The organism is Streptomyces sp. NPDC104309 (assembly GCF_055584025.1).
Genome location: NZ_JBVJMV010000006.1, coordinates 131,983 through 152,873, shown reverse-complemented (window position 1 = coordinate 152,873; position 20,891 = coordinate 131,983). Strand labels below are relative to the sequence as shown.

Annotated in this window: 13 protein-coding genes; 10 read left to right on the top strand and 3 right to left on the bottom strand. The window is 70.6% G+C overall.

What is annotated here, in order from left to right; translation table 11 throughout:
• Window positions 1-89 precede the first annotated feature (89 nt).
• Complete coding sequence (locus tag ACZ68L_RS11175) at window positions 90-1,079, bottom strand: helix-turn-helix domain-containing protein (protein ID WP_469576101.1); 990 nt, start codon at window positions 1,077-1,079, stop codon at window positions 90-92.
• A gap of 209 nt (window positions 1,080-1,288) precedes the next feature.
• Between ACZ68L_RS11175 and ACZ68L_RS11170 the strand changes: the two genes are divergently transcribed.
• The 3 genes from ACZ68L_RS11170 to ACZ68L_RS11160 all read left to right on the top strand — a co-directional run bounded on the left by ACZ68L_RS11170 (window position 1,289) and on the right by ACZ68L_RS11160 (window position 8,754).
• On the top strand, window positions 1,289-5,053 hold the full coding sequence (locus ACZ68L_RS11170; RefSeq protein ID WP_469576100.1) for a S8 family peptidase: 3,765 nt from the start codon (window positions 1,289-1,291) through the stop codon (window positions 5,051-5,053).
• Window positions 5,054-5,179: 126 nt separating this feature from the next.
• The gene (locus ACZ68L_RS11165; RefSeq protein ID WP_469576099.1) at window positions 5,180-6,946 is read left to right on the top strand and encodes a protein phosphatase 2C domain-containing protein; all 1,767 of its coding nucleotides are present in this window, start codon (window positions 5,180-5,182) and stop codon (window positions 6,944-6,946) included.
• A gap of 65 nt (window positions 6,947-7,011) precedes the next feature.
• On the top strand, window positions 7,012-8,754 hold the full coding sequence (locus tag ACZ68L_RS11160; protein WP_469576098.1) for a pyruvate dehydrogenase: 1,743 nt from the start codon (window positions 7,012-7,014) through the stop codon (window positions 8,752-8,754).
• Between the two features lie 48 nt (window positions 8,755-8,802).
• On the opposite strand, the gene ACZ68L_RS11155 is transcribed toward ACZ68L_RS11160, so the two are convergent.
• Complete coding sequence (locus ACZ68L_RS11155; protein WP_469576097.1) at window positions 8,803-12,063, bottom strand: alpha-mannosidase; 3,261 nt, start codon at window positions 12,061-12,063, stop codon at window positions 8,803-8,805.
• A 162-nt stretch (window positions 12,064-12,225) separates the two neighbouring features.
• On the opposite strand from ACZ68L_RS11155, the gene ACZ68L_RS11150 reads away from it, so the two are divergent.
• From ACZ68L_RS11150 to ACZ68L_RS11120, 7 genes are all read left to right on the top strand, one after another.
• Window positions 12,226-13,386, top strand: coding sequence for an NAD(P)/FAD-dependent oxidoreductase (locus ACZ68L_RS11150; protein WP_469576095.1), 1,161 nt, complete (start codon window positions 12,226-12,228; stop codon window positions 13,384-13,386).
• Between the two features lie 190 nt (window positions 13,387-13,576).
• Entirely contained in the window at window positions 13,577-13,903 is a 327-nt protein-coding gene (locus ACZ68L_RS11145; protein ID WP_469576094.1) for a (2Fe-2S)-binding protein, read from the top strand.
• Complete coding sequence (locus ACZ68L_RS11140; protein ID WP_469576092.1) at window positions 13,884-15,362, top strand: FAD/NAD(P)-dependent oxidoreductase; 1,479 nt, start codon at window positions 13,884-13,886, stop codon at window positions 15,360-15,362. The genes ACZ68L_RS11145 and ACZ68L_RS11140 overlap by 20 nt, the downstream gene beginning before the upstream one ends.
• A gap of 127 nt (window positions 15,363-15,489) precedes the next feature.
• Window positions 15,490-16,398 carry a dihydrodipicolinate synthase family protein gene (locus tag ACZ68L_RS11135; protein ID WP_469576090.1) on the top strand — a complete coding sequence of 303 codons (909 nt, stop codon included), beginning with the start codon at window positions 15,490-15,492 and terminating at the stop codon, window positions 16,396-16,398.
• 158 nt (window positions 16,399-16,556) lie between these two features.
• The gene (locus ACZ68L_RS11130; RefSeq protein WP_469576089.1) at window positions 16,557-17,558 is read left to right on the top strand and encodes a proline racemase family protein; all 1,002 of its coding nucleotides are present in this window, start codon (window positions 16,557-16,559) and stop codon (window positions 17,556-17,558) included.
• Complete coding sequence (locus ACZ68L_RS11125; RefSeq protein ID WP_469576087.1) at window positions 17,555-18,499, top strand: ornithine cyclodeaminase family protein; 945 nt, start codon at window positions 17,555-17,557, stop codon at window positions 18,497-18,499. Before ACZ68L_RS11130 ends, ACZ68L_RS11125 begins: the two co-directional genes overlap by 4 nt.
• A gap of 88 nt (window positions 18,500-18,587) precedes the next feature.
• Window positions 18,588-19,316 carry a GntR family transcriptional regulator gene (locus tag ACZ68L_RS11120; protein WP_469576086.1) on the top strand — a complete coding sequence of 243 codons (729 nt, stop codon included), beginning with the start codon at window positions 18,588-18,590 and terminating at the stop codon, window positions 19,314-19,316.
• An 89-nt stretch (window positions 19,317-19,405) separates the two neighbouring features.
• Here the strand turns inward: ACZ68L_RS11120 and ACZ68L_RS11115 are convergent, their stop codons facing one another.
• Window positions 19,406-20,872, bottom strand: a complete 1,467-nt coding sequence (locus ACZ68L_RS11115) for an aminopeptidase P family protein (protein WP_469576085.1) — start codon at window positions 20,870-20,872, stop codon at window positions 19,406-19,408.
• Window positions 20,873-20,891 lie beyond the last annotated feature (19 nt).

Below are 20,891 nucleotides of genomic sequence, written 5' to 3'. Positions count from 1 at the left end.
GCGTGCTCCGGGCGGGAAACGTCGACGCAGCTCAGAGCCGTACCAGCGCGACAGGAGCACCGCGCCGGGGCATCCGGCGGGACCTCGGCTCAGGCGCGCGGCGTCCGGGACACCCAGCCCCGTTCGTACGCGTGCCAGCCCAGCTGCAGCCGGGTCGACACCCCGGTCAGCTCCATCAGACCCTTCACCCGCCGCTGTACGGTCCGCAGCCCCAGGTCCAGTTGCTTCGCCACGCTCGCGTCCGTCAGCCCGGCCAGCAGCAGCGACAGAATCTCCAGATCCGTCGGATCGGGCCCGTTGGACTCCTCCTCCAGCCGTCCGCCCTCGCCGAGCCTGAGCGGCATGGCCTCGCGCCACACCGCCTCGAAGAGCCCCATCAGCGACTCCAGCAACCCGGAGGCGTGCACCACCAGGGCCGCGGGCTCGGCGCCCCGCCCGGTCAGCGGCACCATCGCCAGGGCGGCGTCGGCGATCACCAGCTTGGTCGGAACCCGGTCGACGACCCGGCACTGCTCGTCGCGGCTCAGCGCGGCCGACAGCTCCAGGATCCCGGACGGGAGCGAGAGGACTTCGCGCTCGACCACCACCCGGAACGACACCCCGCGCGTGGCGGCCTGCTCCTCGGACTCGTTCTCCATCCCGCTCACCGCGATCGGCTTCCCGGTGACCAGGGCGCACACCTCGCTCGTCGCGCCCAGCTGCAACTGGTGGAAGCGGTGCGCCACCGCGCTCGCGCCCGTGACCACCTCGACCAGATCGTGCACCGCCGGCTCGGTGGCCTCGGCCCGGTACTCCTCGGCGAGCAGCGCCGCCGCCAGCTCCGCCTGCTCCAGCTCGTGACGCTGCTGGGTGAGCAGCGCCCCCAGCGCCACCCCCGGCGGCGCCGCCACCCAACGGCCCGTGCGGGACGAGGACTGGGCGGCCAGCCCGTGCTGTTCCAGTCGGCGCAGAGCCCGTTCGGTGTCCGCTTCGGGAAGGGCCAGCCGGTGCGCGAGATCGGAGACCTCCGCGGCTCCCACCGCGACGAGCGCGCGGTACGCCGACTCCTGTATCTCGTCGAGACCTATGGCTCCCAACATCCCGAACTCCTCCCGGACGCGCTGATTCCGCACCGTGTCGCCGTTGTCGGGCGCCCGGTCGTGGCGGAAAGCGGCCACGGCGTAAACCCGCCGTGTACATCATCCCTTTACCGCCCGTCGCTCTGCCAATGTGGCGCCACCGCAATACCAACAACCTCCGGAAGATTGCGGTTTGCGCACCTTGGTTCCGGATTCACTTGGGGAGAGCGATGCGTCCGATATCGCGTACGGCACTGGGAGCGGCCACCGCCGCCGTCCTGGCCGTCACCGCGATCGCACCGTCCGCGGCAGCGCCGCAGGACGACACGACCGCGAAGAGACCACTGACCGGCAGCGCGGCCGCCGGCGCCAGGGAGGGCAAGCCGGTCACCGTCACCCTCGTCACCGGCGACAAGGTCCTGGTGAGCAAGGACAGTTCGGGAGCCGCTTCGGTCACCGCACTGCCGCGCGAGGACGGCACCGTCCCCCTCGTACAGACCAGGCAGGCCGGCAAGGATCTCTACGTCTACCCCGACACGGCCGTAGACGCGCTGGCCGCCGGCACGGTCGACGAGGAACTCTTCAACGTCACCGGGCTCATCCGGCAGGGCTACGACGACGCGAGCACGAAGTCGCTGCCGCTGATCGCCGTCTACGGCAAGGACCTGGCCCGCTCCGCGCCCGCCACCCCGCGCGGCGCCAAGCGTCAACTCGCACTCGACGCCATCGACGGCGTCGCGCTCAAGGCGGACAAGGCGCAGGCCGCCGACTTCTGGTCGGACGTCACCAACACCCGTTCACGCTCCGCCTCCGGACTGAAGAAGCTCTGGCTCGACCGCAAGGTCCAGGCCACCCTCGACCGGTCCACCAAGCAGATCGGCGCCGACCTCGCCTGGGCCGCCGGATACGACGGCAAGGGCACCAAGGTCGCCGTCCTCGACACCGGCGTCGACGCCGAACACCCTGACCTCAAGGGCCGGATCGCCGCCTCGGAGAACTTCACCGACTCCGACACCACCGACGACCGGCAGGGCCACGGCACCCACACCATCTCCACCGTGGGCGGCTCCGGCGCGGCCAGTGACGGCAAGAAGAAGGGCGTCGCCCCCGGCGCCGACCTGCTCGCGGGCAAGGTCCTCAACGACAGTGGCTCCGGCGCCGAGTCCTGGATCATCGCGGGCATGCAGTGGGCCGTCGACCAGAAGGCCGACGTCGTCTCCATGAGTCTCGGCAGCCAGACTCCGACCGACTGCACCGACCCGATGAGCGTGGCCGCCGAAGAACTCGCCCGGAGCAAGGACACCTTGTTCGTGATCGCGGCCGGAAACTCCGGCCCGGCGCTGAACACCGTCTCCTCGCCCGGCTGCGCACCCGGCGTGCTGACCGTCGGCGCCGTCGACCGCGACGACACCACGGCCCAGTTCTCCAGCCGCGGACCCGCGATCGGAGCCCACACCCTCAAGCCGGAGATCGCCGCCCCCGGCGTCGCCATCTCGGCCGCCGCGGCGGGCGGCCGCGGGGTCTACGCCTACCGGACGATGTCCGGCACGTCGATGGCCACCCCGCATGTCGCGGGCGCCGCCGCCATCGTGAAGCAGCGTCACCCCGACTGGACGGCCCAGCAGATCAAGGCGGCCCTCGTGTCGTCCGCGAAGAGCGACATCCCCGGCGACGTACGCGAGACCGGTGGTGGCCGCCTCGATGTGAAGGCCGCCATCGACACCACCGTCGTCGGCGCCCCCGCCGTCCAGGGCGGTACGTTCAACTGGCCGCAGGACAAGAGCGACCGCACCACGGTCGAGGTCCCGTACACCAACTCCGGTGCCAAGCCGGTGAAGTTGTCGCTGAAGGTCCAGGGCGTCACCGGCAACGACGGCTCGGCCGTCCGCTCCCCGGTCGCGAAGCTCGACGCGAGCACCGTCACCGTTCCGGCCGGAGCCACCGTCGAGGTCCCGCTGGAGATCGACCCGACCGCGAAGCTGAAGGCCGCCCAGTACGGTGACGTCACCGGGCGTGTACTGGCCACCGGCGCCGACGGCGTCAAGGTATCCACCCCGTTCTCGCTGTACGTCGGCGCCGAGACGGTCACCCTGCGCGTCAAGCTGATCGACCGCACCGGCAAGCCCGCCGCGGGTTCCTCCTCGCTGGACGTCATCGGCACCGACACCGCCGGCGGCGAGCGCCGCTTCAACGACGGCGCCACCGATCAGGTCTACCAGGTGCGCCCCGGCGCGTACTTCGTCTCCAGCTTCGTCATCTCGCCGGACACCGAGGACGCCACCGGCAGGATGGCCGAGTCCGTCGGCTACCTCGCCAGGCCGCAGCTGAACGTCACCAAGGACACCACCCTGGTGCTCGACGCCCGCAAGGCCCATCGCCTGCAGGTGAAGACGGAGGACCGCGCGTCCGAGAACCGCTCCACGACGCTCTCCTTCGGCCGCAGCTGGGACGGCGTCTGGCTGCACTCCGGCTCCGTCACCGGCGGACCCGTCGTCAAGAACTACCTGGCCGACGTGCAGGGCAGGGCGAGCGACGGCGACTTCGAGTTCGCCAGCTTCTGGCGCGCGTACGCCCCCCAGATCGAGAAGCTGTCGGTCGTCGGCGGCACCGAACTGCACCCGGTGGTGGCCGGCACCGGCTCCGTCGGTCTCGACGGCACGGGTGAGGCCGCACTCGTCGACGCGGGTACCGGCACCCCCGACGAGCTGAAGGCCGCCGATGTCCAGGGCAAGATCGCCCTGGTCGCGGTCGCCGACGACGGCTCCCTGCTGACCCCGGCACGGAACGCCAAGGCCGCGGGCGCAAAGGCGATCATCGCCCACCGTCCGTCCGCGGGCCCGTGGCAGCCGTCCGTCGGCTACGGCTCCGCGCCGGTGCCCACGCTCGGCATCGAGGCGGGCGAGGCCGACGCCCTGAAGGCCGCCCTGGCCCGGGGCACGGTGAAGCTGAGCTGGAAGGCCACCGCCGCCAGCCCGTTCGTCTACAACCTCGCCTTCCCCGAGACCGGCCCGGTCACCTCGGACCGCACCTACAAGGTCCGTGACAGCAAGCTCGGCAAGTCCACCGCCCAATACGAGGCGATGGGCGTCGCGGCCGACTACATCGACACGATGATCTTCACCCGGCCCTACGGCGGAAGCTACTCCGGCGGCTTCGACACCGTCGCCGTCCCCGGCAAGCGCACCGAGTACTACTCGGCCGGCGACACCGCCTGGCAGCGGTACCTCTCCTCCAGCTTCCCCTGGGGCGAGTACATGGTCGACCAGCCCCGTACATACACGGCAGGCTCCACGCGTACGGAGAACTGGTACCGGGGCATCCCGGCCCCGACCGCTCCGCGTGACGCCCAGGGCAAGGCCGTGCTCGCCGGCGAACGGCAGGACAACCTGATCGGTGTCGCCCCCGGCTTCTGGAGCGACACCGAGCACGAGGGCCTCCAGGGCTCCTTCGGAGACATCGGCAACATGCGGCTGACCAGCGGCGGTGAAGTGTTGGGCGATTCCGGCTGGCCGTCCGGGGTGTTCACCGTCCCGGCCGGGGACGCCGCGTACGAACTCACCATGACTACCGCGAAGTTCGGCCAGCCCGCTGCCGTGTGGAAGCGGTCCACCCAGACCGAGACCACCTGGAAGTTCCGCTCGAAGCGGGACGAGAACGTCTACTCCCAGGGCATTCCCCTGCTCTTCCCGGGCTACGACCTGGAGACCGACGGGCTCAAGACCCTTGCGGCGAAGGACGGTCAGACGATCGGCCTGAGTGTCACCGGGCACGCCGGCTACACGCCCGGCAAGCTGGTGGCGGCCAAGGTCTCGTACTCGTACGACGGCGGCGGGACCTGGACCGAGGCCACCACCGCTGAGCGGAACGGCCACTGGACCGCGACCGTGAACCACGCGGGCGCGGCCGGCAAGCCGGTCACCCTGAAGACCGAACTGACGGACGCCAACGGCAACTCCGTCGTCCAGACCGTGAACGACGCCTACGCCGTGCGTTGATCACGTCCTGACCGGTCCGCCGGGCGTCCTTCCCGTGGGGGGTGGGGCCGCCCGGCGGACCTTTCGCATGGCCGGATTTTCCGGATGCCCCGTTTTCGTACGGGCCGTGCGGTGGACAATAAGGGCATGAGTCAGCAGGGGGAGACGCCCGCCGCCCATGAGGACGACTGGTGGCGCAGGTTGTACGACGAGACCGCCCGGGATGCAGGGGCGAGCGACGCGGGCGACAGCCTCGACGACCGCTTCGACTCGGCGTCGGACGCGGTGGGTCCGGGCGGGCACGGGGGGAACGGCGCGGCGGCCGGGAAGCCGGAGGCGCCCCCGGCCGCACTGCCGCAGCCGCGTGCGTCCGCCGCCCCGCCCGCTCTCGTCGATCCTCCGGGCCCGACCGACGCCGATCGGTCACCGGCGCCGGATCTGCCCCTGCTTCCGGAGCGGCAGTCGCCGTCGGAGCCGCCGTCGTCGTCGGAGCCGCCGGTGCCCCCGGAGCGGGACGCGTCCCGCGAGCCGGCACCGTCCTCGGACCTGCCGCCGTCCTCGGACACACCACCCGGGACGTCCGCCTCCGAGCGGGCTTCCGCTGCCGAGGGGGCTTCCGCGACGGTGCCGTCTCCGCCCAGGCGGCCGGTCGTCGAGAGCCCCGTCACTCCCCGAACCACTGACGTTCCTCAAGGCTCCGTCGTCCCTCAAGGCCCGGTCGCCCCTCAAACCTCCGTCGTCCCTCAGGTCCGCATCGCTCCCACCGTCACCGCACCGCCACAGGTGCGGGCACCTTTGCCGCCTCGCGGGCCCGAGTCCGAGCCCGACCGCGAACCGGCGCCCGCCCCACGCCCCGTGGTCGGCCATGTGGGTGACCGGCCGCCGACCTACGACGCCGAGCCCACCGCGCTGCCGGCCACCGTCCCCCAGGAACTGGACGGTCTCGTCGCCGACACCGTGCTCGACGGCGCCCGGTACGGGACGTACACCCTGCGCGCCGCCTCCGTGCGCGGGGACTCCGCGCGGTTCCGGGGCGACCTCCGCCGCGACGCACTGCTCACCGTGCGCTTCGGCACGGACAGGAACGCGCTTGTCCTGGTCGCCGTCGCCACCGGGGCCCGCGCCACCGGGCGGGCGCACCGGGCGGCGGCCGATGCCTGCCGCTGGATCGGCGGCGCGGTGGGCCGTAGCCATTCGAGGCTCTCCGAGGACATAAGGGCGGGCCGCCGCGATGACCTCAAGTCCGGCCTGCACCGTCTCACCGACCGCGGTTACGGGAAGCTGCGCGCCCGCGCCGCCGAGCTCGGGCTCGAACCGCGCGAGTACACGGCGGACCTGCGCTGCCTCCTGCTCTCGGCCGATCCCGACTGTCGTACCAGGATCTTCTTCGGAGTCGGCCCCGGCGGGCTCTTCCGGCTGCGTGACGGCGTCTGGCAGGACCTCGAACCGGAGGTTCCGAACACCGGTGGTGCCGGAGGCGTCGTCGGCGAAGCCACGGCCGGATTCGGATCCCCGCCCTCCGTGAGCGGCCCTCGGAGCGGTTCTGAGAGCCGTCCCGAGAGCGGCCCCCGGGGCGTCCCCGGCCGTGACTCCGGTGGTGACTCCGGCGGTGACGGCTTCACCATGGATCCGGGGATCACCGCACCCCCGTCCTCGTACGACGGGAGCCCGCTCCCGTCGCCCGTGGAGCCGTTCCGGTTCCGGGCCTCGGTGGCCCGGCCGGGCGACACTCTGTTGCTGTGCAGCACCGGGCTCGCCGAGCCGCTGCGCGGCGAGCCCGCACTGGCCCGGGAGCTCGCTGAACGCTGGAGCGACGACCGGGTACCCGGGCTCGCGACCTTCCTCACGGACACCCAGCTCAGGGTGAAGGGGTACTCCGACGACCGTACGAGCGTCGGCGTCTGGGAGGCGTAACCGCCCGCGTCATGGGTTGATGGATGCGGAGTCCGGAAGCCGAAGCGCGGAAAGGGTATGCACCCATGGCCAAGCAGAACGTGTCGGAGCAGTTCGTCGACATCCTCGTCCGGGCGGGCGTCAAGCGTATGTACGGCGTCGTCGGCGACAGCCTCAACCCGGTCGTCGACGCCATCCGTCGCAACTCGGCCATCGACTGGATCCAGGTCAGGCACGAGGAGACCGCCGCGTTCGCCGCCGGGGCCGAGGCCCAGATCACCGGCTCCCTGGCGGCCTGCGCCGGATCCTGCGGCCCCGGAAATCTGCACCTCATCAACGGCCTCTACGACGCCCACCGCTCCATGGCACCGGTGCTCGCCCTCGCCTCGCACATCCCTTCGAGCGAGATCGGTCTCGGCTACTTCCAGGAGACCCACCCGGAGCTGCTCTTCCGGGAGTGCAGTCACTACAACGAGATGATCTCCAACCCGCAGCAGATGCCCCGGCTGCTCCAGACCGCCATTCAGCACGCGATCGGACGAGGCGGGGTCAGCGTCGTCACCATGCCGGGTGACATCGCATCGCAGCCGGCCCCGGAGAAGTCGATCGAGCACGCTCTGGTCACCTCGCGGCCGACGGTACGGCCCGGCGACGAAGAGATCGAGAAGCTCTGCCGGATGGTCGACGAGGCGAAACGTGTGACATTGTTCTGCGGCAGTGGCACGGCGGGCGCCCACGCCGAGGTGATGGAATTCGCCGAGCGGGTGAAGGCTCCGGTCGGGCACGCGCTGCGCGGCAAGGAGTGGATCCAGTACGACAACCCGTACGACGTCGGAATGAGCGGACTGCTCGGCTACGGCGCCGCCTACGAGGCGACGAACGAGTGCGATCTCCTCATCCTGCTCGGCACCGACTTCCCTTACAACGCCTTCCTTCCCACCGATGTGAAGATCGTCCAGGTCGATGTGCGCCCCGAGCACCTCGGCCGCCGTTCCAAGCTGGATCTGGCGGTCTGGGGCGATGTCCGCGAAACCCTGCGCTGTCTGACCCCGCGGGTACAGGCCAAGAGCGACCGCAAATTCCTCGACCGGATGCTGAAGAAACACGCCGACGCGCTGGAGGGCGTCGTCAAGGCGTACACCCGCAAGGTCGAGAAGCACATCCCGATCCATCCGGAGTACGTCGCCTCGGTGCTGGACGATCTGGCCGACGACGACGCCGTGTTCACCGTCGACACCGGCATGTGCAACGTGTGGGCCGCGCGCTATCTCTCACCCAACGGCAAGCGCCGCGTCATCGGTTCGTTCAGTCATGGCTCGATGGCCAACGCCCTGCCGCAGGCCATCGGCGCCCAGTTCATCGACCGGAACCGGCAGGTGGTGTCGATGTCCGGCGACGGTGGATTCACCATGCTGATGGGGGACTTCCTCACCCTGGTGCAGTACGACCTCCCGGTGAAGGTCGTGCTGTTCAACAACTCCTCGCTGAGCATGGTCGAGTTGGAGATGCTGGTCGCCGGCCTGCCCTCGTTCGGTACGACCAACAAGAACCCGGACTTCGCGGCGATCGCCCGAGCCGCCGGGGCGTACGGCGTACGGGTGGAGAAGCCCAAGCAGCTCGAAGGCGCCCTCAAGGACGCCTTCAAGCACAGGGGGCCGGCACTCGTCGATGTCGTCACCGACCCCAACGCGCTCTCCATCCCGCCGAAGATCAGCGCGGAGATGGTGACCGGCTTCGCGCTCTCCGCAAGCAAGATCGTGCTGGACGGGGGAGTGGGCCGGATGGTCCAGATGGCCCGCTCCAACCTGCGGAACGTGCCCCGCCTCTGAGTGAACCCGCGGGCCGGGAGGGGGCGGGACGGTCCGGGATCTCACACCTCATGCAGGGGTCAGCCGCACCGTCAGGATCTGGAACGGCCGCAGCGACAGTACGAGACCGTGCTCGTCGGTGACCGCCTCGTGCAGCGGCCGCTCCAGCAGGTCGGTGATCCGGGCCCGTGCGACGGGGAATCCGACCCGCATCGTCGTGTCGGCGCGCCCGCCCGCCGACTCGTACAGTCGCACGACGACGTCGCCGCTGCGGTCCTCGGCGAGCTTCACCGACTCCACCGTGACCGCCGGATGCCCGGTGCTGATCAATGACGGCAGGGCCGGTGCCACCGCCGCTCGCAGGGGCAGATTGAGCGCCAGCCCCTCCTGTACCGCATCCGTGACCTCGCTGCCCGGGGCCAGCGCGTATCCGAACCGGTGCCTGCCGAGGTCGGTCTCCGGGTCCGGACTGTGCGGGGCGCGGAGCAGCGTCAGCCGCACGGTCGTGCCGAGGCCCGAAGCGTGCGGGGTCCGGGTCACCTCGTGCCCGTATGTCGAGTTGTTGAGCAGGGCGATGCCGTACCCGGGCTCGGCGACCCGGAGCCAGCGATGGGCGCAGATCTCGAAACGGGCCGCGTCCCAGCTGGTGTTGTCGTGTGTGGGCCGGTGGATGTGCCCGAACTGGATCTCGGCCGTGGACCGTTCGGCGTGCACATCGAGTGGGAACGACGCCTTGAGGACCTTCTCCGACTCCTGCCAGTCCACCTCCGTGTCGATGTCGATCCGCCGGCTGCCCGCGGTCAGCCGGATCTCCTGCACGAGGTGCGACGCCCCGAACGACCGCACCACGCGGACGGCGGCCCGCAGCGGCCCCTCCTCGACCAGTTCGACGGAGTCGGCCCCGGTGAGATCGGTGCGAGTGCGGCGGTAATGCCGGTCGATGTCCCAGGCGTCCCAGTGATTGGGGTGATCCGGGTGCAGTTGGAGGAGGTTGGCCCGATGGCCGGGTGCGAGTACGTCCCGCCCCGCGCCGAGATCGCGCACGGCGGCGATCAGCCCGTCGCCGTCGACGACGACACGGAGCAGTCCGTTGTCGAGCACGAAGCCCCCGCCCGTCGGCCTGTCCGTCGCCCCATCCGCCGGCCCGTCCGTAGCCCCATCCACCGGCCTGTTCGCCGGATTCTGCGCCGTCTCGGTCGTCGGCTCGTTCTCGGACCCGGTTTTCGCGGGCTCGTCCGCCCGCTCCGTCGCAGGCCCGCCCGTGTGCCGGGTCGCGGTGACTGTGTGTTCAGGGACCGCCGAGCCGTCCAGCAGGCCCGCGCCCAGGCCGGGGGCCTGCACCAGCACCGCTGTGCGTCCGTCGCCCAGTGGCTGCGTATGCGCGCCCGAGGGGAGCACCGCACTCGCCTCCGCGTCCAGCTCCATCACCTGACTTCGGTGATACGGAGAGGAGTTGAGCGCTACCAGGCCCCTTGCCCCGCCCAGTGCCGCCACCGCGTCCGCCACCACATCGGCGAGTTCCCTTCGCACCATTTCATAGGTCTCACGCGCCTCGCGGTGCACCCAGGCGATCGACGAGCCGGGCAGGATGTCATGGAACTGATGGAGCAGTACCGTCTTCCACAGCCGGTCCAGCGTCTCGTACGGATAGGCGTGGCCCGCAGAACGCAGCGTCGCCGCTGTGGCCCACAACTCGGCCTCGCGCAGGAGGTGTTCACTGCGGCGATTGCCCTGTTTGGTCTTGGCCTGGCTGGTGTACGTGGCCCGGTGCAGCTCCAGATACAGCTCGCCCGACCAGACCGGCGCGTGCGCTCCGTACTCGGCCTCGGCCGCCGCGAAGAATGCCGACGGGCGCTCGATCCCGACCCGGGGCGAACCCTCCAGATCCCTGAGCCTGCGCGCCTTCTCCAGCATCTCGCGCGTGGGACCGCCCCCGCCGTCGCCCCAGCCGAACGGCACGAGGGAGCGGGTTGCGAGGCCCTTTTCCCTGAAGTTCTTTTCGGCGTGGGCGAGTTCGTGGCCGTGGAGCTGTGCGTTGTAGGTGTCCACGGGCGGGAAGTGGGTGAAGACCCTGGTCCCGTCGATGCCCTCCCACCAGAAGGTGTGATGTGGCATTTTATTGCTCTGGTTCCAGGACAGCTTCTGCGTCAGGAACCACTTCACCCCCGCCAGTCGTGCCAGCTGGGGGAACGCGCCGGTATAGCCGAACGAGTCCGGCAGCCAGATCCCCTCGGTATCCACCCCCAGCTCCTGTTCGAAGAACCGCTTGCCGTGCACGAGCTGCCGGGCCAGTGCCTCGCCGCCCGGCATGTTCGCGTCGGATTCCACCCACATCGATCCCACGGGCACCCACTGACCGTCCGCCACGGCCTGCTTGATGCGCTCCCAGATGTGCGGCTGATGGTCCTTCACCCATGCGTACTGCTGGGCCTGCGACGCGGCGAAGACGAGCTCCGGATAGTCCTGGGCCAACGCGGTGACATTGGCGAAGGTGCGCGATGCCTTGCGTACCGTCTCGCGCAGCGGCCACAGCCAGGCCGAGTCGATGTGCGCATGACCGATGGCCGAGATCCGGTGCGCGCTCGCCGCCGCCGGACGGGACAGCGTCTCGGCCAGTTCCGCACGGCCGGCCGCTGCCGTGCCCGTCACGTCGTGCAGATCCAGCGCATCAAGCATGCGTTCGAGGGCCCGCAGGATCTCGTGCCGACGGGAACGGTCCACGGGAAGTTCCCGCATCAGCTCGGTGAGCACCTCGATGTCCAGCACGAGATGCCAGACCTCCTCGTCCAGCACGGCGAGGTCCGCGGAGGCGAACCGGTACAGGGGTCGGTCACCCGCCGTCGTCACGTCCCCCAGCGGCGTCGGCACGAAGCCGTGCTCCAGCACCGACGGGTTGGCCGCGGCCTCCAGCAGCAGCGAGACCGGTTCACCGCCCACTGCCGGGGAGGTGACCGTCAGATGCCGATTGCGCGGATGGACGCCCTTGAGCGGGACACCCGCCGCGTCGTAGAGCATGCCCTCGGCCTGGAATCCGGGCCCCTGGCCGGAGAAGCCCGGGTCGACGACCACCTCGACCCGCTGCCCCGCCCATTCCCGGGGCACGGTTCCCTCCAGCCGGAACCAGCTGGTGGACCACGGCTTTCCCCACTCCGTGCCCGTGCTGAACGCTTCGAACGATCCCGCCAGTGCCTGATCCACCCGTACGGGCTCGCCGGGGATGTGCCGAACGGAGAGCGCGAGCTGCGTCCGGGCCGGGTACTGGGCGGGGCGGATGAACTGGTGCAGGGCCCGTTCGAGCCGGTCCTCCACCTGCGGGCGGTCGTCGTGCATCACGGCTCCTCGGGGTCGGCGCCTTGGGGTGTCCATGGCTCCACTTCCCCGGCGGCCGAGCCGGCACCCCTGCGAGGAGCGCGACGGGGTGACGGCTGATCAACTGCTGCCGCACACACCCTTGGCGCCTCACAAGCAATGTGACATATTACTGCCGTGTTCATGAGACAGCCCCTGGATGTCGTCATCGTCGGGGCCGGAGTGGTCGGTGCTGCTTGCGCCTACTACGCCTCCCGGTCCGGACTGTCCGTAGCCGTCGTCGACCGCGGTCCGGTCGCCGGAGGCACCACCGGAGCCGGGGAGGGCAACCTCCTGGTCTCCGACAAAGTGCCGGGTCCCGAACTCGAACTTGCCCTGCTCTCCGCCGCGTTGTGGGGACAACTCGCAGAGGACCTGCCGCCGCACATCGAGTACGAACTCAAGGGCGGCCTGGTCGTGGCGGCCTCCGAGGAGTCCCTGACCACCCTGTCCGCGACGGCCGCCGGCCAACGGGAGGCGGGGGTCGAGGCGTACCACGTCACATCCGATCGGCTCCGCGATGTCGAACCCCACCTCACACCGCAACTTGCCGGAGGCTGCCACTACCCGCAGGACGCACAGGTCCAACCCGCTCTGGCGACAGCCGAGTTGTTGCGGGCGGCCAGCCGGTCCGGGGCGCGCGCGTGCCCGGGGCAGGAGGTCGTCGGGATACTCAGGGGCCGGGACGGGGCGGTACGGGGGGTGCGCACCGCACAGAGCGAACTGATCGCCCCCGTCGTCGTCAACGCGGCGGGCACCTGGGGCGGTGAGCTCGCCGCACTGGCCGGGGTGGACCTGCCGGTCCTGCCGCGCAGGGGGTTCGTGCTCGTCACCGAGCCGTTGCCCCGGCTGATCCGGCACAAGGTCTATGCGGCGGAGTACGTGGCCGATGTGTCGAGCGGCTCCGCTGCGCTGCAGACCTCGCCCGTGGTGGAGGGGACGCCCTCGGGGCCGGTCCTGATCGGCGCCAGCCGCGAGCGGGTCGGCTTCGACCGGACGCTGTCCGTGCCGGTGGTGGCCCGGCTGGCCGCGCAAGCCGCCGCCCTGTTCCCGGTACTCGCGGACGTTCGGGTGTTGCGCGCCTACCACGGGTTCCGCCCCTATCTGCCCGATCACCTGCCCGCGATCGGCCCGGATCCCAGGGTGCCCGGCCTCTTCCACGCCTGCGGCCACGAAGGAGCCGGGATCGGGCTGGCCCCCGCGACCGGTCGGCTGATCGCCGACGCGATCCACGGGCGGCAGCCCGTACTCGATCTTGGTCCGTTCGCGCCCGACCGGTTCGACACCGCACGCAAGGTCACATGACGACGGAGCGGGTGCGAGCGCTCCGGGAGGGGAGCCCCGTGTCCTGCGCGAGCACCCGTGTGGCGCGAGGAAAGGTCCCCGGTGCACGGGGAAGCCCGTTGTGTGCCGCAGGAATCCCCGTGTGCCGAAGGAGAACCGGAATTCTCGTGTGCCCAAGGAAAAGAGGCGTTGTGCCCCAGGAGAGGACCCTGTGAGACGCACCCGAGCGCGTACCCCGGCCGAACTCGTCGGGGCCGAGCCCGAACCGGAATTCCAGCTGACCTTCGACGGGCGCCCGATCCGGGGACTGCCGGGTCAGAGCATCGCGGCCGCACTGTGGTCGGCGGGCATCCTGGCCTGGCGTACCACCCGGGTCCACGGTCGGCCGAGGGGCGCCTTCTGCGGCATCGGCGCCTGCTACGACTGTCTGGCCACCGTCAACGGCAGACCCAACCAGCGCGCATGCCTGCTTCCCGCCCGCCCCGGCGACGCCATCACCACGCAGGAGGGCGACGGCCATGCCTCGATCGACGGATGAACGCCGGCCACGGGACGCGGACCGAGCCGAACTCGCCGTGGTGGGCGCGGGACCGGCCGGCCTGGCCGCGGCCGTCACGGCGGCCGACCACGGCATGGACGTGGTTCTGCTGGACGCGGCCGTCATGCCCGGCGGTCAGTACTACCGCAGTCCGGCGGACGGGCTCGGCGCCACTCGACCCGAAGCCCTGCACCACGGCTGGTCCGTCTTCGCCGGACTCTCCGCGCGGCTCGCGGCGCACAGCGAATCGGGCGCGATCAGGCATCTTGCCGGCCACCAGGTGTGGTCGGTCGAACGAGCGCGTGACGGCGACTGGATCCTGCACGCGGTCACCGGAGCCGAGGGGGAGCGCCGCAATGCCGTCCGGGGACGTCGACTGCTGCTCGCGACGGGCGCCCATGAACGCCAACTCCCCTTACCCCGCTGGACACTTCCGGGGGTCGTCAGTGCGGCCGGCGCCCAGGCCATGCTCAAATCCGGCCTGGCGCTGCCGGGCCGCCGGATCGTGGTCGCGGGGAGCGGGCCGCTCCTGCAGGCCGTCGCGCTGTCGCTGACGCGTGCCGGTGCGAGTGTTCCTGCACTGATCGAGGCGTCCGGTTACGGGGCCTACGCACGCGCTCCGCGCGTACTGGCCGCCAATCCAGGCAAGGCGGCGGAAGGGGTCCGGTACGGCGCGGCGCTGGCCCGTGCCGGAGTCCGAGTCCTGACGCACCGGGCGGTCACCGAAGTGCACGGCGACACACGGGTGGAGGCGGTGACCGTCAGCCGGGTGGACCGCCGCTGGCGTCCCGTGCCGGGAACCGGACACGAGATCCCCTGCGACGTGCTCGCCGTGGGACACGGGCTCGTTCCTCAGCTGGAACTCGCCGTGGCGGCAGGGTGTGGTACGCGCGTCTGTGCCGACGGTACGCATGCGGTCGCTCTCGACGAACAGCTCAGGACCACCGTGCCGGGGGTCTGGGCGGCCGGCGAGACCGGCGGCGTCGGCGGCGTGGAACTCGCCCTGTGCGAAGGGGAGCTGGCGGCGCTGTCGGTCGTTCGGGAAGTACGGGGTGGGGTGCGGAGGGAAGCGGCGCGCAGGGCGATCGCTCTGCGCCGGTCCCGGAGTCGTCTGCGGGCCTTCGCCGCGTTGATGGGTGCCGTGCACCGGCCGGGGGAGGGGTGGAGCGAGTGGCTGGCCGACGACACGGAAGTCTGCCGTTGCGAAGAGGTCACGGCGGGCCGGATCCGTACCGCGTGCGAGGAGCTCGGGGCCGGTGACGCCAGGACCGTCAAGCTGTTCACCCGTGCCGGGATGGGGTGGTGTCAGGGCCGGACCTGCGGATTCGCCGTCCGAGAACTCGCCGGTGCGCACGGCACGGGACCCGGCGCCGGAGCAGGGCCGGATGGCCCCGACCGGCGCCCGCTGGCCTGCCCCGTGAAGCTGTCCGCACTCGCCGACCTGGCGGACCCCGGATAGGCCCGCAGCCACCCCGATTCCCCCGGCGCCGCCGACACGCCCCTGCCGCTCCTCGGCACCGCGCGCCGCCGACCGATGCCCACTCATCCATCACACCGTGACATGTCACACCTTTCAAGGAGCCACGATGCAGACGAACGCCCACCCGCGCACCCGACCCTGGCACGGCGTCATGGTCGCCACCCCGCTCACCCTGCGCGACGACTGCACGATCGACTACGACGCCTATGCCGAGCACGTCCAACAGCTCATCGCGGCGGGTTGCGACGGGGTGGTGCCCAACGGGTCACTGGGGGAGTACCAGACCCTGACCGACGGCGAGCGCGAGCAGGTGGTCCGGGTAGCCGTCGAAGCGGCAGGCGACGGCAGCCGCGTCATGCCGGGCGTCTCCGCGTACGGCAGCGCGGAGTCACGGCGCTGGACGGAACAGGCCGCGGAGGCGGGCGCCGGTTCCGTGCTGCTCCTGCCGCCCAACGGCTACCGCTGCGAGGACGCGGCGGTCCGCGCCCACTACACGGAGGTCGCCCGAGTCGGGGTTCCGGTCGTGGCGTACAACAACCCCTACGACACCAAGGTGGATCTGACCCCCGGCCTGCTCGCCGCGCTCCACCAGGACGGCAGCATCGTGGCGGTCAAGGAGTTCAGCGGTGACGTCCGGCGGGCCTACGAGATCGCCGAACAGGCGCCCGGTCTCGATCTGCTCGTGGGTGCCGACGACGTCCTGCTGGAACTGGCACTCGCCGGGGCCGTCGGCTGGATCGCGGGCTGCCCGAACATGCTGCCGTCCTGCTGCGTCGAGCTGTACCGAGCCGCTGTGACGGGTGACATGGCAACCGCGCTGCCGCTGTACCGGGAACTGCACTCCCTGCTGCGGTGGGATTCGAAGCCGGAATTCGTCCAGGCCATCAAGGCATCCATGGATGTCGCCGGACGACATGGTGGGCGCACCCGTCCGCCGCGTCTTCCCCTGCCCGACGACGACGCGGCCGCCGTACGTGCCGCGACGGAGAAGGCGCTGGCCGCAGGCCTCGGCTGACCGCCTGACCGCCGCTCCGTACGCGTACGTGGGGCCTGCGCTCGACCCGGCCCCGTTCCGTATGCCTACGTCGGGCCGCGGCTCGACCCGGCCCCGTTCTCTCCGATCTCCGCGTACTCCGCGTACTTCTTGTTCATCGTGACGAACCAGGGGGAGCCTTGCAGACACGTCACATTTTCCATGCGGTCGACTCACACACCGAGGGCATGCCCACCCGCGTCATCACCGGTGGCATCGGCACCATTCCCGGCGCCACGATGGCCGAACGACGCAGGTACTTCCAGGAGCACCGGGACGCCGTGCGCACCCTGCTCATGTACGAACCGCGCGGTCACGCAGCCATGAGCGGCGCGATCCTTCAGCCGCCCACCCGGCCCGACGCGGACTTCGGCGTCCTGTATATAGAGGTCTCCGGTTTTCTGCCGATGTGTGGGCACGGAACCATAGGGGTCGCGACCGTTCTGGTGGAGACCGGCATGGTCGAGGTCACCGAACCCGTCACGACCGTGCGGCTGGACACCCCGGCCGGACTCGTCAGCGTCGACGTGCACGTGCGGGACGGCGCGGCGACGGCTGTCACCCTGACCAACGTCCCCGCGTTCAGCGTCGGTCTCGACCGGACGGTGGACGTACCCGGCCACGGAACGGTGCGGTACGACCTCGCCTACGGCGGCAACTTCTACGCGATGGTGCAACTCTCCGACCTCGGGTTGCCTTTCGACCGGGCGCGCAAGGACGACATCCTGTCGGCCGGACTCGCCCTGATGGACGCGGTCAACGCCGCTGAACGGCCCGTCCACCCGGAGGACCCCGGGATTCACGGCCTCAAGCACGTGCAGTTCATCGCACCCGGTTCCGGCGCACGCCACTCCCGGCATGCGATGGCGATCCACCCCGGCTGGTTCGACCGGTCGCCCTGCGGAACGGGAACATCGGCACGCATGGCACAGCTGCACGCGCGCGGCGAACTTCCCCTGGACCGCGACTTCGTGAACGAGTCGTTCATCGGAACCTCGTTCACCGGGCGTCTGGTCGAGCAGACCACCGTGGGCGGTCTGCCGGCCGTCGTCCCGACTGTCACGGGCCGCGCCTGGATCACCGGTACCGCACAATTCTTCCTGAACCCGTCCGATCCGTTCCCTGAGGGATTCCTGCTGTGAAACTGCCCCTGCTCGGCGCCGACGACATCGAGGCCCTGGGACCGACCGGAGCCGTGAACGCCCTGGAGGCGGCGCTGAGCGGGGGACTCGATCCGGAGACGTCCCCGGCCCGGCACCATGTCACCGTGCCAGGCGGTGAACTGCTGATCATGCCTGCCGCCACCCAGCAGATGACCGGGGTGAAGATCGCCGGAGTCGCTCCCGGCAACCCGGCACGCGACCTGCCCCGGATCACCGGAAGCTATCTGCTGCTCGACGGTCCCACCCTGATGCCGATCGCCCTGCTCGACGGGGCCGCGCTCACCACGTTGCGCACACCGGCCGTCTCCGCGCTCGCGATCCGGCACCTCACTGGGCCCGTGCTGCGTCACGCGGTGCTTTTCGGAACCGGACCCCAGGCGTACGGACACCTTGCCGCTTTGCTCGCCGAACGGCAGGTCGAACGGGTCTCCGTGATCGGCCGTACCCCGCAACGGGTCGCCGCACTGGTCGAGCATGCCCGCCGACTCGGCGTGGACGCCCGCGCGGGCGAGGCGCAGGGGGCTCAGGAGGTGACCACGGCCGATCTGGTGCTCTGCTGCACCACGTCCGCAACCCCGCTGTTCGACGGCACCCTCGTGCCGGACGGGGCGACGGTCGTCGCGGTCGGCTCGCACACCCCGGATGCCAGGGAGGTCGACACCGCTCTGGTGTCACGCTCCGCCGTGATCGTCGAATCGAGGGCCGCAGCCCTGTCGGAGGCGGGGGACCTGCTGATCCCGATGGCGGAAGGAGCCTTCAGCGCCGAAGACATCGCCGCCGACCTCGCCGAGCTGGTGACCGGGGGCGGCCTCGGCGGACGACCGGCCGGGTTCGCGGGCCCCCGGTTCTTCAAGAGCGTCGGCATGGGCTGGGAAGACCTCGCGGTCGCCGCTGCGGTGCACAGAAGGATGGCGTCCTGACCGAGTTGTCCACAGGCGGGGAACGACGGGCCCGAGCGGAAACGTGACATTGTATTCTGAGTGCCCGTACGGCGCTGGAGGAACACATATGGCCCGCCTGACGACGCTCAACGCCATCTCGGCGCAAGAGCACTTGCGCGACAGAGTGGCGAACGCCCTCAGGGCGGCCCTGATCGCCGGGGACCTCCGTCCGGGCATGATCTACTCCGCTCCCGCGCTCGCCGCCGAGTTCGGAGTGTCCGCCACCCCGGTGCGCGAAGCCATGCTCGACCTGGCACGTGAGGGCCTGGTCGAAGCCGTCCGTAACAAGGGCTTTCGGATCACCGAGTTGACCGAACAGGACCTGGACGATTTCACCGAACTCCGCGCCATGATCGAGCCACCCACCGTCGGCCGCATCGCCAGGATGGGCAAGACCAGGGAGCTGAAGGCGCTACGGCCGCTTGCCCTGGCGATCGTCGACGCGGCCGCCGACCACGACATCATCGGCTACCTGGAGGCGGACCGTCGCTTCCATCTCGAACTGCTCGGATTGGCCGGTAACCGCAGGCTGGTGGAGGAAGTCAGCAGCCTGCGCAAGCGATCGCGCCTCTTCGGGCTGAACCGGCTTGCCGCGACGGGGCAGTTGACCGTATCGGCCGAGGAGCACGTCCAACTGCTCGACCTCATGATCGCCGGCGACGCCCGGCGAGCCGAGACCTGCATGCTGACCCATATGTCACATGTCAGATCGCTCTGGGCCGAGGAGGAGGAAGGCGATACGGGCGCGGGCGGTATCCGGATCACTAGGGTGTCGCTGCCGGTCGCCGACGCCTGAACCGCTGGTCCGGCTCCGGGCCCCGGGTCTCGCCGCCCTCCATCGGCCGCCCCATGGCAGGGGCGGCCGATGATAGGGAGGCGTCCGGCTCAACCGTCGAGCAGGGCGCCCATCCACTCCTCGATTCCGTCGGCGGTGCGCGGGAGCGCGGACGACATGAGCCGGGCGCCATCGGCCGTCATCACGAGGTCGTCCTCGATCCGCACCCCGATTCCGCGAAGCGACGGGGGCAGGGTCTCGTCGTCGGGCTGGAGATAGAGCCCGGGCTCCACGGTCAGTACCTGGCCGGCTTCCAGGCGTCCGTCCAGATAGCTGCCGGCCCGTGCCTGGGCGCAGTCATGAAGGTCCATGCCGAGCATGTGGCCGCTGCTGCAGAGCGTGTACCGGCGGTAGAGGCCGTTGTCGGCGTCGAGTGCCTCGTCGGCGGACATCGGCAGCACGCCCCACTCGTGCAGCCCTTCGGCGATGACCCGCATGGCGGCCAGGTGGAAGTCACGGAATCGTGCCCCGGGGCGCAGGGCCGCGATGCCGGCTTCCTGAGCGGCCAGCACCAGTTCGTAGACGCTGCGCTGCACGGGGGAGAAGCGGCCGGACAGCGGCAGGGTACGGGTGATGTCGGCCGTGTAGAGCGAATCGGTCTCCACTCCGGCGTCCAGGAGAAGCAACCGGTCGCGGTGCAGCGGCCCGTCATTGCGGATCCAGTGCAGGACGCAGGCGTGCGCTCCGGCCGCGGCGATCGTGGAGTAGCCCGGACCGTTCCCCTCCAGCCGGGCCCGCAGATCGAAGACGCCCTCGATCCAGCGTTCCCCTCTCGGGTGTCGCAGCGCCTGTGGAAGGCTCCGCACCACATCCTCGAAGCCGGTCAATGTCGCATCGACGGCATGCTGCAACTGGCCGATCTCCCATGGATCCTTGACGAGGCGGAGCTCGCTGAGTACCGCCTCCAGTCCAGCCGGAGCCGTCCGTCCCGCCGGGAACGAGCCGCGAGAACGCAGGAGTTCGTCGATGGACCGGTCCACCCCGCCCAGCACCCTTACCGGTGGCTGCGGGCCGGTCAGCAGCTTCTCCCAGGCATCGAGGTGCCCGCAGCGGATGCCGGTCATCCGGGTGGCCTCCGCCAGGTCGGGTCTGCGTCCGACCCAGAACTCCCCGTACCTGCGGTCACGGTAGAACTCCTGCCCGGTGCGCGGTGACCTCGGCCGCAGATACAGCACCGCTTCGTGGCGCTCGTCGCCGTCGGGTTCCAGGACGAGGACATGGCCGGCCTGGTCATCGCCGGTGAGACCGGTGAGCCAGGCGTAGCCGGTGTGCGGACGGAAGCGGTGGTCGGTGTCGTTGGAGCGGACCGCGAGCGTGCCCGCCGGGACGACCAGGCGTTCGCCGGGGAAGCGGGCGGCGAGCCGGGCGCGGCGGGCAGGTGTGACGTCGTACGAGGGGACGCGGATGTCGGCGGGCAGCGGGGTGTCCGCCCACGCCGTACTCATGAAGGCGTCCAGCGCGGGCGACACCGGCAGGTCGTGGCTGCCGGCGTGGGGCGCGGAGAGCGAATGGGACACGGGCATTGCTCCTCAGGGC